The sequence below is a fragment of the Paraburkholderia sp. BL6669N2 genome (genome assembly GCF_003387275.1).
Taxonomy (GTDB): Bacteria; Pseudomonadota; Gammaproteobacteria; order Burkholderiales; family Burkholderiaceae; genus Paraburkholderia.
Window position 1 is genome coordinate 2,698,348 of record NZ_QUNA01000002.1, and the last position, 12,636, is coordinate 2,710,983.

Below are 12,636 nucleotides of genomic sequence, written 5' to 3' on the forward strand. Positions count from 1 at the left end.
ACCGTACAGTTTATTTCTGTTGACAGGCAAGATCCGTATAACTAGACTGCCCGGTATCGTAAAGGAGCGAAGGGAGCAGGAGATCATGCAAGAGAGCACGGACATTCGGAGTCAGGTGAAACCGGTGAGGCTGGCCGTCGCGTTCGCGTTCGCGATGGTGGTGAGCGCTTGCGCGCAACTGCCCGACATGGCGCAGAAGCCGGTCACGAAAGACATCAGCAGCTATGAGACTGCGCAGAGTCTCAGTGCGGTCGGCGGCAAACAGGGCAGCTCGGCGTCAGCGTGGCCTACCGATCAGTGGTGGCTCGGCTACAACGATCCGCAACTGAACGCGCTGATCGGAGAAGCGCTCCAGGATGAGCCGACACTGGCGGCCGCCCAGGCGCGGCTGCATAACGCCGAGGCGTCGGCGCAGGTGGCCGGCGCGGCGCTGCTGCCCGAAATCGACGCGGACGGCTCGGTCCAGAAGAAAAAACAGAGCTACAACAACGGTATTCCCTCGGATTTCGTTCCCCACGGATGGCGCCCCTACGGCAGCGCCGAGCTGAATTTCAACTACGAAATCGACTTCTGGGGCAAGAATCGCGCGGCGCTGGCCGCCGCTACGTCGGAGCTCGACGCCGCACGCGCCGATGCCGCACAGGCCCGCATGGTTCTCTCGGCGTCGATCGCGGCAGCGTATGCCGACCTCGCGCGTCTGTTCGCCGAGCGCGACAGTGCGCAGGCGGCACTGCAGGTGCGCACGCAATCCGCACAGCTGTTCCGTGAGCGCTTCGCCAACGGGCTCGAAACGCAGGCAGGTGTGAAGCAGGCGGAGTCGAAGCAGCAAAGCGCGCAGGCCGACCTTCTCGCGCTGGATGAATCGGTGGCACTCGAGCGCAACCAGATCGCCGCGCTGATGGGCGCCGGTCCCGACCGCGGCCTGCGCATCGCACCGCCGGCCGTCGATCTGACGCAGCCCGCCGAGATGCCCGCCAACCTTGGACTCGGCCTGCTTGGCCGCCGTCCGGACGTGGTGATTGCACGCCTGCGTGTAGAGGCGGCGGCGAAGCGGATCGACGTCGCGCGAGCCGGGTTTTATCCCGACATCACGCTCGGCGCGTCGATCGGCTTCCAGTCGCTTGGCCTGAACATGCTGACGAACGCGGCTTCGCTGGCCGGCAACTTCGGTCCGGCGATCACACTGCCCATCTTCAATGGCGGACGTTTGCGCGGCGAACTGCGCGGCGCGCGGGCGACTTACGACGAGGCGGTCGCGAACTACGACGAAACGCTGACAAAGGCGCTGCACGACGTGGCCGACGTTGCCGCAAGCAAACGCGCGCTGGCGGACCGGCTGCAAGCGACGCAAGCCGCCTATGACGACGCAGCCCAGGCGCACCAGGTCGCGCTCGATCGCTATCGTGCCGGCCTTGCCGGTTATCTCGAGGTGCTGAACGCCGCCGACACGATGACCTCGGCACAGCGCCAGCTCGCCGATATCCGCTCGCGCACCTTCTCGCTCGATGTCGCGCTCGTGCGCGCTCTCGGCGGCGGATATCAGGCCAGCACGCCGGCCGCGACCGACGCAACCCATCCCAACAAACAAAGCTGATTTCGAGGACTCCGATCATGTCTGAAACCCAATTCATCAAAACCAGCGAGTCGCTGATGCCGGACTCGCCCGCTTCCGCTGCTCCCGCCGATACCGGTGCCGCGGCCCCCGCTCCCGCTTCGAACCGCAAGAAGCTGTTCGCGCTGCTCGGCGGCGCCATTCTCGTCGCCGGTCTAGCCTACGCAAGCTACTGGCACTTCATCGCGTCGCACCACGTGTCGACCGATAACGCGTACACCGCAGCCGAAGTCGCGTCGATCACGCCGGCGGTGAGCGGGATCGTCAGGAGCGTTCCGGTGGTGAATACGCAGCAGGTACATAAGGGCGACGTATTGGTGGTCATCGACGACACCGACGCAAAGATTGCACTCGCGCAGGCTGAGGCCGATGTGGGCCGCGCCGAACGCAAAGTTCGCGGCTATGTCGCGACGGATACGCAACTGAGCGCGCAGGTCAGTGCGCGCGCAGCCGACCAGACCCGGATGGCCGCGCAGATCGCATCGGCCCAGGCCGACTTTGACCGCGCGGCGATCGACCTGCAGCGCCGCGAAGTGCTGAGCCACACCGGGAGCGTATCCGGTGAAGAGCTGAGCAACGCGCGCGCTGCGTTTGCCACCGCCAGGGCGGCGCTCGACGCAGCCCGCGCTGCGGCCTTGCAGGCGAAGGCAAGCCGCGACGCCGCAGTCGGCTCGCTCGAGGCGAACAAGGTACTGATTGCGGACACGACGGTCGAAACCAATCCGGAGGTCCTGCTCGCACGTGCGAAGCGCGATCAGGCACGCGTCGATCTCGAGCGCACCGTGCTGCGCGCGCCGGTCGACGGTGTCGTCGCGAGCCGCCAGGTTCAGGTGGGGCAGCGCGTTCAGACCGGCGCGGCGTTGATGTCGGTCGTGCCGATCGAATCCGTCTACGTCGATGCCAATTTCAAGGAGACGCAGCTCGGCAAGGTGCGCATCGGACAGCCGGTGGAACTGGAGTCGGACCTGTACGGCAGCAAGGTCGTCTATCACGGCAAGGTCGCGGGCCTGGCCGGCGGCTCAGGCTCGGCGTTCGCGATGATTCCCGCGCAGAATGCGACCGGCAACTGGATCAAGGTGGTGCAGCGTCTGCCGGTGCGCGTCAGGATCGATCCGGCCGAGCTTCGCGCGCACCCGCTCGGCATCAACCTGTCGATGGAAGCGACGGTCGACACGCGCGGCGGCAACGACGCGCCCGCTCACTAAGGATCCGCCGCCATGTCTTCCAGTCAGGTCAACGACATCGCATTGCCGCCGCTGTCCGGCCCCATGCTGATTCTCGCGGCGGTGATGATCGCCGCCGCCAACTTTGTCGCGGTGCTGGACAGCACCATTGCGAACGTGTCCGTGGCGACCATTTCCGGTGCACTCGGCTCCTCGACGAGCCAGGGCACGTACGTCATCACGTCCTATGCGGTGGCCGAAGCGATCACGGTTCCGCTGACCGGCTGGCTCGCGAGTCGCTTCGGGACGGTACGCGTGTTCATCGCGGCGCTGGTCATGTTCGGACTGGGTTCGGCACTGTGCGGAATGGCGACGTCGCTCACCACGCTGGTGCTGTTCCGTGTGCTGCAGGGCCTCGCGGGCGGCCCGCTCATGCCTCTCTCGCAAACCCTGCTGCTGCGCATCTTCCCGAAGGAGAAGACGGCCGCTGCGCTCGGCCTGTGGAGCATGACGACACTGCTGGCGCCGGTGATGGGGCCTGTGCTGGGCGGTGTCATCTGCGACGACTACCACTGGTCCTACATCTTCTTCATCAACGTGCCGGTGTCGCTGATCTGCGCATACGCCGGATGGATGCTGCTCAAGCGCTATGAATCCGAGAAGATACGGATGCGGATCGACACGGTCGGACTGGTGTTACTGGTCATCTGGGTCTCGGCGCTGCAGATCATGATCGATGAGGGCAAGGATAAGGACTGGTTCAGTTCGCTCGAAATTCGCGTACTGGCGGTGACGGCAGTGATTGGCTTCCTGGCTTTCCTCATCTGGGAGCTGACCGAGCGTAACCCCATCGTCGATCTACGGGTGTTCCGCCATCGTGGCTTTGGTGCGAGCGTGGTGACCATGACGCTGGCGTTCGGCGCGTACTTCGGCGCCACCGTGCTCACGCCACTGTGGTTGCAGAGCAATATGGGGTACACGGCCACGTGGGCCGGCTACGCGACGGCGACCACCGGCATCTTCGCGGTCGTCTCCGCGCCGCTTGCGGCCAAACTGTCAACGAAGTTCGATGGACGCTGGCTCGTGTTTGCCGGCGTGATGTGGCTCGGCTCGGTGACGCTGTTCCGCACCCATGCCAATTCGGATATGGACTTCTGGCAGGTGGCGTTGCCGCTGTTGCTGCAAGGCGTGGGACTACCGTTCTTCTTCGTCCCGACGACGAGCCTCGGCCTAAGCAGTGTCGACGAGCCCGAAACGGCTTCGGCAGCGGGACTAATGAGCTTCTGCCGGACCTTCGGCGGAGCGATTGCCACGTCGGTCGTCAACACGTTGTGGGAGAACAAGACCAAGTACAACCGCGCGGAGCTGTCCGGCCTCGTCGACCAAGCCGGCCACTTCACGGCCTCGCTGACGGGCTCCGGCTGGAGCGCACATCAGGCGCAGGCGCAGATCAGCAACATGGTCGAGTCACAAGCAGTGATGCTGGCCACCAACCAGCTTTTCTTCAGCATCGCATGCTGCTTTGTCATTGGCGCACTTGCGATCTGGATTGCGCCCAAACCAACGCGTGTGGCCGATACGTCGCAGGCGCACTGAGCGCGGGGGGCGCGCGTGCGCGCCCCGCTCATTTGAATGGCGACACTGATGACCCTGCTCGATACGCCGCAGTCTTTTCTGCGCTGTCAGTTGCGGGTCACCCGAATACGACTCTCAACCATGCCCCTGACCTCCTATCAACGCCAGGCTCTCGTCTGGAGCGCCATCGCCGCTGGCCTCGGTATTCTTCTATGGATCCTGCGACCGGTTCTCACGCCATTCCTGCTCGGCGCGCTCGTCGCGTACATGTTGCAGCCAGGCGTCGAGTGGCTGGTGCGCAAGCGTGTGCCGCGTACGGTGGCCGTGCTCCTGATGATGCTCCTGTTCGCATCGCTCCTGACCCTGCTGCCGCTGCTTGCGTTCGCCGTGATCCACAAGGAAGGACCCGAGCTCGCGAAGAACATTCCCGTTTTCATCGCCGGCCTGAACGCGTGGCTGCAACCGAAGCTGGCACTGCTGGGCGTCAGCTACTCACTCGACCTGCCCGCAGTCCGCCACCTGCTGACGGGCGACACGATCGGCAACGGCCAGACCGTCATACTCGCCGCCGGGCGGTACGTGCGTACAGGCAGCAACGTCGTGCTTCCTGTTGTCAGCAACCTCATACTGGTGCCGCTTGTCCTTTTCTATCAGCTTTACGACAGGCACCAGATATTCGCGCGGATGGAAAGTCTTGTGCCGCGGCGCTGGGTCTGCAAGGTCCGGGGACTCGTGACCGAGATGGACCACATGTTGTCGCAATACTTGCGCGGCCAGTTGCTCGTGATGGGCGTGCTCGCCGTGTTCTACCCGGTAGCGTTGACTCTGGCCGGCCTCGACATTGCGTTGCCCATCGGACTCTTCACCGGCTTCGCGGTGTTCATCCCCTACGTGGGTTTCGCCCTGGGACTCGCCTTTGCCCTTCTTGCCGCGCTTCTGCAATTTGGCGGCTGGTACGGCATCGGCGCAGTCGCAGCCGTGTACGGAGTTGGGCAGGTTCTCGAAAGTTCTTTTCTTGTTCCCAGATTCGTGGGTAACCGCATCGGTCTACACCCGCTCGCGGTGATCTTCGCCCTGCTTGCATTTGGCGAACTTTTTGGCTTTTTTGGCGTGCTGCTCGCGCTGCCGGTCAGTGCGATCCTTGCGGCGCTGCTGGGCGACCTGCGCCGCCGCTATGTGGCCAGTGCGCTTTATAAGGATTGACCCCCGGTTTGCCCTGGATGCCGATCTGCCGCCCGGACAATGCGGGCGGCAGCCCGATGATCAGTGCGTGGTCTGTGCGGCGTCCGTCGACCCGTACGCGGCCATGAACACGTCGACCGCTCTCTGGACGACCTTCGCGATGTTGCGGGGGCTGGTATCGGCCGGCACGCCAAACAGGCAGAGCTCCATCAGCTCAGCCTCATACAGCGTGCGCAGATGCGCTGTCGCGATGGCTGCGTTACAGTTGCGCAGCTGCCCGGCGTCAATCAATTGCTCCAGGAAGACAGCCACCGTTTGCCAGCCGAGCTTCGGCCCGCGCTCATAAAACAGGGCGCCGATCTTTGACCGGCCGCCTTCGCGATGCGCGAGACGGCGTATCGCGAGCAGTTGCGGTTTCAGCACCGCAATCAGATAGTGCGTGCCGAAGCTCGCCAGTGCATCGCGAACCGGCGTGGAGGTCTTGAGCAGCTCGAACGCCGCTCCGACTTCCTCCTCCGCGGCGGCGGTCATGAACTCAGTGAACATCTCTTCCTTCGACTCGAAGTAGCTGTAGAGCGTGGCTTTCGAACCGCCTGCCCGTGCCGCGATCTCGGACATCGACGCGTGCTCGAATCCCACCTCACTGAACACCTCAAACGCGGCGTCAACAATCGCCTGCCGCTTGGCTTCCGTTTTCCCCCTCATCGGGTTCTCCTTTTGTTTACGCGATCGAATCGACGCCGCCGCCGGCGGCGACGCATCTGATCAATCTTCCGTCTTTACACGTGCGGACTTTAACATAACTGAACTGTATGGTTTATTTACGTTGACGGCAACAGTATGTTTCACTATACTGAACCGTATGGTTTTGAATTTCGATTCACTCTGGATTGCGAACACTTATGGACCATCTCGAAACGCTGCGAACCTTTTGTACCGTCGTCGAAATGCAGAGCTTCACGCACGCCGCCAATGCATTGGGCATCTCAAAGACAGTCGTCTCGCGCGCGATCACCGGGCTCGAAACCAGGCTTGGCGTGCGTCTCTTTCAGCGTACGACCCGACACCTCGCACTCACTGAATCCGGGGAGGAGTTTTACGGCGGCTGCTCGCGCGTGGTTGCTGAACTGGACGTGCTCGAGGCCGGTGCCGGGGAGCGCGCACGGGAGCCTGCAGGGGTATTGCGGCTCGTCGCCCACACCACTGCGGCGCTGATCGAGCTGCCACCGCTGATCGCCGGGTTCCGTGCCCGGTATCCAGCTGTGCAGCTCGAATTGACGCTCGCGGAACGGACAGTGGATCTGATCAAGGAAGCCTTCGATCTCGGCATCGTGCTGCCGTTCATGCTGACCAGCGAGCTGACGATCACCCGTTCGTTGTGCCGCCTGCCCCTCGCCGTAGTGGGCTCGCCCAGCTATCTGCAGGGGCGCCGGCTGCCGCAAAGGCCCAACGATCTCGCCGCATTCCGCTTCGTGACAATCCTCGCCTCGATCAGCGAACCACAACTGCGGTTCCGGCGCGGTGGCGAACAGATTGCCGTGCCACTCGAACACGACGTATCGACCAACAACGCCGCGTTGAACAAGGAACTGGTAATGAGCGGTGCTGGTCTCGGCGTGTTGCCGCTGACGATGGTCGGCAAGGAGCTGGACGATGGCCGGCTGGTACAGCTGCTGCCCGACTTCGAGCTCATGAGCGGGGACGCCGAACTCAGGCTCGCATATCGGGACCGGAGCCTGATGACGGCGAAGGTCCGGGCGTTCATCGACTATACGACGTCATACTTCGACGCGCGCGCTGCTCAGGCGGGCCACGCGCAACAGCAGCGAACTGTGGCTGGGGGCAGTGGCGGGCCGTCCTGATTGCCGGATGCTCATGCAAACCTTCCCTACTCTCGTCGTTTGCGAGCATTGTGACAGCGTGTACCGCCGCCGCGCGCTGCGGGCAATGTTCGGCAGTTCTGTATCGCGCAAGCCAGCTCGAAGTCGATCTGGCGCTTTGGCAATGGTTAGTATCACGTAATTTTTCTTAGCGCTATTCGCTAGTGCAATAAGCGCTGTTTGCACATGTAGATGCCTTCCGCTTTTTTCGGCGGTTTCGTCGGATGGGCGAATTCAAAGTGCGAAGCGAGTAGCAGTTGATGCCAGAATCCAGCCTCGCTTGTCTGACTGTCCGGACGGCGGTTCCACACCACCAGTGATCGCATCACTCTAGACGTGCAGTGCCATCCAGGCAGTAAGACTAGCTGGCCGAAATTGACCAGGGCGCGGTCTTTGAGCACAAGCGGCTTGGCCACGTGCTTCAGGTCTCGCAGGCGATCCACGCACAACGAGATATCCCAACGGAGACGATACTCGGGCTCGACATCGTCGCCGGGGTTGCTGCGGCGTCGGTCGGTCCGTTAAGGCGGGAGGCGACCATTCCATCTATTTAGCCAGGAAACGGATCATTTCTCAATCAGCCGCCCTTAAGCTGCTGGGGAGTCCGGCCGGTCCATCGGCGAATCACGCGCACGAAATGCGAGGCATCCGAGAATCCGGCGCGTCGGCCAATCTCAGCGGTTGTTACGCGATCAAATGCCCGTGACTGGAGCATACGTACCGCCGCTTCCATCCTGGCTTTCAACAACTGTTGACCGAACGTCTCGCCGCTGTTTGCCAGAACCCGGTGCACGGTGCGAAGCGACACATTCAACATTGCTGCAATGTCGCTTGCAGTTAGCTGCGGCTCAGTACGACGCTGCATGATGCACTCGTGAATCCGCTCAAGCAGGGATCGCTCCACAGGTGGCATCCTGAGTGATTGGCCTGAAAGCTCATGGGCCGTAAGCGCAAGCAACGCACCGACCTGATCGGCGAGAACGGATTCAGCCAGCGGCGCGCGCAGGGCAAACTCCGGCGAGAGCTGGTTCACATAGCTTGACAGCACTCGCCCCCATCCGGAGTCTGCTGAAATTCTCCGACCGGTCAGGGTCTCCACATTCGAGCCCCACATGGCCAGCCATTCTGGTGGGAGCGTCAAGTTCAGGAAGTCGTACGTGTCTGGACAATTCATCTCGAACTCAAGCTGTGAATCGAAAAGTACCAACTCGCCGGGCAGAAGCCGCGCCTGGCCGCGGTGCGTCATCGTCCAAGGGAGATTACGGCTCATAACCAGGTGAAACGAACGACCTCGACTCTGCGGGATCTCACGTTGCGTGGTCAGCGCATCGTGTGCTGATCCACGCGTAGCGGTTAGCGTGATCATGCCGAGCGGGGCGCTCAGGAGACTCGACTCGAATTGGCACGGCGATTGGCAATCAATCGCCATCGGCAGGAGCGCAGAAGCGAGAACGTCGGTCCAGTATTCGAGCCGCCGCACCGGTGGCACGTCTTGCGTCGACAACCGCGCAATCGAACGTGGCTCGACACTCGACATATCCTGGATCTCCTTAAAGTGATTTTCTGTTGGCAGCTTCTGCGGGAGCGCGGTACTTATAGGTCGTGGATGCGGTGGCGACACGCACGCCGTTGTAGTCGAGTGTGCCGGCGAGGCTGTCTCCGCCGACCTCAGGCCTCGGGGACACGAACACCTTGGAAAAGCCAAGAATCTCCCGTCCCGCGGTGACGCCGGCCAGATTGTCGAGATAGGCCGAATGCCTGTAGCCGGGTGAGCAGCTTCAGGATGTGGTGTCTTTCGCGACTGCGGCTGCCGTCATCAGATCGCCGACCCGCGCGGTCGAGTAGCCTGGTGATGCGGCGACACCATCGGCGCTTCAGTGGGCTGGCGACGGGTACGCCGCGCCCGGACCTCCGGATCATCGACAGGCAGGAACGCGCGGCTTGCATGAATCCGTGGATCGTTAATGACCTCGCTCGCCATCTGAACGACCCCGTAGATCACGCGTGCCTCGTCGGATGCTTTTTATCCAGTCCATCAAGGTGCACCTCGGAAACACGGGATCGAAGATTTGAACGAGATCCATTTCAATCTATCATCGGTAACGACGTTGAGACATTGGACAAATCAACGAAGATGATTGTGTGTTTGTACAGTTTGGAACTGCAGCGCCCGCCACCGCAGCGTTGCTAGACAGGGCGAGCTCCCATACTTCACCGTCTTGCGCTCTCCCGTCCGGGGGTGGTTTCGACCGTGCCCGCCCACGTCTAACAACGACCACACACGTCCTCGATGCGATCCGCGGGTTGTACAGGAACTATGCGGCTCATATCGTGCAAACAGGCGTCCGGATGCAACTTATCGTCGGAAAACTGTGACCGCTATGGCCGCCGGTCGCCGTACGAACCGCCATGCATGGCCGCAAGGAGGTAGACACCAGCGAATGTCGGCTGTCCCGGCACATTGTGGAATTCCACAAGATATCCAGGCGATTTCCACGAATAACTCAAGTGGGTGCGCTGGTAGAGTGCGAATACCCGATGGGTGTCGTCCGCCCGATTTGACAATTAAGGTGGATTGCTTTGAGAAGAATGCCAATTATCAGCAATCGCTTGCGCGAAAAAACAGCTGCCCTGGCGCACAACCCGTCTCCACTGATTGACCGCGTGTATGCAACGCTGACGAGCCCCAACGAATACCAGGCGCTGACTCCCGCGCTGAGACATGACGTTGCCGAATCGATTACGTTTTCAGTCAACCTGTGGTTCAAGTCGCTTCTTTCCGGTGAGCTACCCACGGCCGCAGACCTCAGCGGCTTCGAGCAACTGGTGCATCGGAGCGTTCACCAGTTCGTTCCGCTCAACCTTGTCTTGCGTGCGCTTCGTCAAAGTTCGCGCGAGTTGTGGCGGGCGTATATCGAACTAGGCAAGCCCGACGGCAAGCTTGTCGAGGAGCTTCTGTTCGACGTTTCGCCGTATTTCTTCGATTACTTCGAAGTCATGGTGCGAAGCATTGCGCGAGCCTATCGGGACGAGCAGCATCGGCAGACGCGATGGCGTAACTCTCTTCGTCAACTACTCTGCAATATTTTGTTCTATTCGCCCCATGACGCGAAGTCGTTTCGCAAGACTGCAGAGGCGCTCGGACTCGATTTCTCCGCGCCGCGCATTGCACTGGCACTGGACGTCGAGGTGACGGGTATTGATTCGTCCACGAGGGAAGATGAATTTGAACGCATATCATTAGCCGCGTCCCGGCATCTGAAAGTGGCGCCGGACGATCTGATGCGAGCGTGGCATCGCGAGCGTCTGATTATCTGGGTGCCATGCGTACGGGGAGATTCCATCACGCGCAGCGACCGGCTCGTAACAGATCGTGCCGCCAGCCTTGCGCTCGGGTTGCCACATGTGCAGAGAATTGGCGTGGGCTTGATGAACGAGGGGGCAAGCGGTTGGGCACGTTCCGCCGAGGAAGCGCTGAAGGCCATTGATTTCTCGCCGAAACGTCATGACAGAAACAGGGTTTCCCTGTATTCGTCGATCGTCATGGCGGAATGCGCCCGTCACACGGATACCGCATCGCGCTACCTGTCGGCGCTCCTGCAGCAGTTATCGAGCGAACCCGATCTCGTTTCGACGCTGGAAGTCTATCTGGAAAAAAATCAGCGTCGCAAACAGTCTGCGCTCACGCTGGGCATCCATCCCAATACGCTGAACTACCGGATCGAACGCATCGAATCTCTGCTGGGCGCCAGTCTCGACGACGTCGGCTGGATTTCGAAGCTGGATATCGCACTCAAGCTGCGCCGTTCAACGCTAGCTGGCTGTTGAGTCGTACCGGCGGACGTCCTGCATGCCCGCGGATCCATCATCTGCGCCGCGTGATGTCGTATAGTGTCCTTGCCGACGGGCGTCACTGTTCAATGCCCGACGTGCACCTGCACAAACGCATCTCCAGGGACGGGTCCCACGATGACGGTCAGCATCCCAACGATCAGCGAGCGCTTGCGTGAACGCACGGCTCAACTTGCGGCGAATCCGGCGGCCGTGATCGATCGTACCTATGAGGTGCTGATAAGCATGGAGGGCTACAAAACCCTCGCGCCCTCCGTCAGGCAGGATATCGCCGCGTCAATCAATCTGACGGCGAGTTTGTGGTACCAGTCGCTCCTGACGGGCAAATCGCCGTCGGCAGAAGAGATGGATCGCTTCCGTGAATTCGGCTGCCGGCGCGTTCACCAGCGCGTGCCGCTGCAGGCCGTGCTGCGAGCCTTCCGCCTCGGGTCGCGTGAAATCTGGCGCACGTACATCGATCTGGGCGAGAACGAAAAAACCCTCGTCGACGAGTTGCTGTTCGCCATCTCGCCGTACCTCTTCGATTTCTTCGACGTCATGGCGCAGAACATCGCGCAAAGCTATCTCGAAGAGCAGTACCAGCAAGCGCGCTGGCGGGAAGCATTGCGTCATCAGCTTTACAGCATTGTCTTTCATTCACCCGACGACCACGCTGGGTTTCGGGAAATTGCGGAAGCGCTGGGCCTCGATTCCACCGCGCCACGCGTTGCGCTGGCCATCGACATCGAACTGCCTGCTCATACGTCCTACGAGCGTGAACGGGAACTCGATCGCATCGCGCTTGCGTCAGCCCGTCATGTGTCTGCTGCGCCGGACGATCTGGTACGCGCCTGGCATCGCGGCCGGATGATTCTGTGGGTGCCTTGCCTGCGAGGCGATTCGATCAATCGAACCGATCGCCAGATGACCGAGCGGGCCAACGCGATGGTCGCTGCGATACCGGAGCTTCGCGGTATCGGCGTCGGCCTGATGAATGAGGGTGCGTCGGGTTGGTCGGCTTCTGTCGACGAAGCGATGAGAGCATTGGACTTCGTATCGAAAAGCGCAAGCCAACCGCAAGTCGCGATGTATTCGAGCATTCTCATCGAAGAAAGCGCGCGCCATGCGTCAAACGCGCTGCGCTATCTCGTCTCTCTGCTCGAACAGCTATCTACCGAACCCGAACTTGTGACGACGCTGCAAACCTACTTCGAGCAGGGACAGCGACGCGGACAGTCGGCCGCCGCTCTGGGCATTCACCCGAACACGCTGAACTACAGGATTGAGCGCGTTGAGGCGTTGCTTGGGGCGAGCCTCGATGATGTCAGCTGGATTGCGAGGCTCGATATCGCCCTCAAGCTACGTCGGGCGGAAAAGTAGATGCCGATCTCCT

At 61.5% G+C, this 12,636-nt stretch carries 9 protein-coding genes and 1 pseudogene; 7 read left to right on the forward strand and 3 right to left on the reverse strand.

From position 1 onward, the window contains the following. The first annotated feature begins 85 nt into the window (after positions 1–85). The 4 genes from B0G80_RS34610 (at position 86) to B0G80_RS34625 (ending at position 5,553) form a co-directional block, all read left to right on the forward strand. Positions 86–1,594, forward strand: coding sequence for an efflux transporter outer membrane subunit (locus tag B0G80_RS34610; protein WP_116122278.1), 1,509 nt, complete (start codon positions 86–88; stop codon positions 1,592–1,594). Positions 1,595–1,650: 56 nt separating this feature from the next. Next, positions 1,651–2,817, forward strand: coding sequence for an HlyD family secretion protein (locus B0G80_RS34615; protein WP_116123834.1), 1,167 nt, complete (start codon positions 1,651–1,653; stop codon positions 2,815–2,817). Positions 2,818–2,829: 12 nt separating this feature from the next. After that, positions 2,830–4,371, forward strand: coding sequence for a DHA2 family efflux MFS transporter permease subunit (locus tag B0G80_RS34620; RefSeq protein ID WP_116122279.1), 1,542 nt, complete (start codon positions 2,830–2,832; stop codon positions 4,369–4,371). A gap of 105 nt (positions 4,372–4,476) precedes the next feature. Next, positions 4,477–5,553 carry an AI-2E family transporter gene (locus tag B0G80_RS34625; RefSeq protein ID WP_116123835.1) on the forward strand — a complete coding sequence of 359 codons (1,077 nt, stop codon included), beginning with the start codon at positions 4,477–4,479 and terminating at the stop codon, positions 5,551–5,553. 60 nt (positions 5,554–5,613) lie between these two features. On the opposite strand, the gene B0G80_RS34630 is transcribed toward B0G80_RS34625, so the two are convergent. Further along, positions 5,614–6,237 (reverse strand): TetR/AcrR family transcriptional regulator, encoded by a 624-nt coding sequence (locus B0G80_RS34630; RefSeq protein ID WP_116122280.1) that lies wholly within the window; start codon positions 6,235–6,237, stop codon positions 5,614–5,616. Positions 6,238–6,434: 197 nt separating this feature from the next. Here B0G80_RS34630 and B0G80_RS34635 point away from each other — a divergent pair, with 197 nt between their 5' ends. Then, positions 6,435–7,394: a LysR family transcriptional regulator gene (locus tag B0G80_RS34635; RefSeq protein ID WP_116122281.1), complete on the forward strand. Its 960-nt coding sequence runs from the start codon at positions 6,435–6,437 to the stop codon at positions 7,392–7,394. 595 nt (positions 7,395–7,989) lie between these two features. Here B0G80_RS34635 and B0G80_RS34650 read toward each other — a convergent pair. Together B0G80_RS34650 and B0G80_RS34655 are read right to left on the reverse strand one after the other, a co-directional pair. Continuing rightward, entirely contained in the window at positions 7,990–8,949 is a 960-nt protein-coding gene (locus tag B0G80_RS34650) for a helix-turn-helix domain-containing protein (protein WP_116122282.1), read from the reverse strand. 13 nt (positions 8,950–8,962) lie between these two features. Beyond that, positions 8,963–9,163, reverse strand: a pseudogene (locus tag B0G80_RS34655) (acetoacetate decarboxylase family protein); the annotation flags it as partial. Positions 9,164–10,076: 913 nt separating this feature from the next. Between B0G80_RS34655 and B0G80_RS34660 the strand changes: the two are divergent. Together B0G80_RS34660 and B0G80_RS34665 are read left to right on the forward strand one after the other, a co-directional pair. Beyond that, a complete protein-coding gene (locus tag B0G80_RS34660; protein WP_258879133.1) occupies positions 10,077–11,240 on the forward strand; it encodes a CdaR family transcriptional regulator in 1,164 nt (387 codons plus the stop codon). Between the two features lie 141 nt (positions 11,241–11,381). Further along, on the forward strand, positions 11,382–12,623 hold the full coding sequence (locus tag B0G80_RS34665; RefSeq protein ID WP_116122285.1) for a CdaR family transcriptional regulator: 1,242 nt from the start codon (positions 11,382–11,384) through the stop codon (positions 12,621–12,623). Positions 12,624–12,636 lie beyond the last annotated feature (13 nt).

Coding starts and splice junctions, on each gene's coding strand:
- B0G80_RS34610 (WP_116122278.1), top strand. CDS start 86: ATGCAAGAGAGCACGGACATTCGGAGTCAGGTGAAACCGGTGAGGCTG.
- B0G80_RS34615 (WP_116123834.1), top strand. CDS start 1,651: ATGCCGGACTCGCCCGCTTCCGCTGCTCCCGCCGATACCGGTGCCGCG.
- B0G80_RS34620 (WP_116122279.1), top strand. CDS start 2,830: ATGTCTTCCAGTCAGGTCAACGACATCGCATTGCCGCCGCTGTCCGGC.
- B0G80_RS34630 (WP_116122280.1), bottom strand. CDS start 6,237: ATGAGGGGGAAAACGGAAGCCAAGCGGCAGGCGATTGTTGACGCCGCG.
- B0G80_RS34635 (WP_116122281.1), top strand. CDS start 6,435: ATGGACCATCTCGAAACGCTGCGAACCTTTTGTACCGTCGTCGAAATG.
- B0G80_RS34650 (WP_116122282.1), bottom strand. CDS start 8,949: ATGTCGAGTGTCGAGCCACGTTCGATTGCGCGGTTGTCGACGCAAGAC.
- B0G80_RS34665 (WP_116122285.1), top strand. CDS start 11,382: ATGACGGTCAGCATCCCAACGATCAGCGAGCGCTTGCGTGAACGCACG.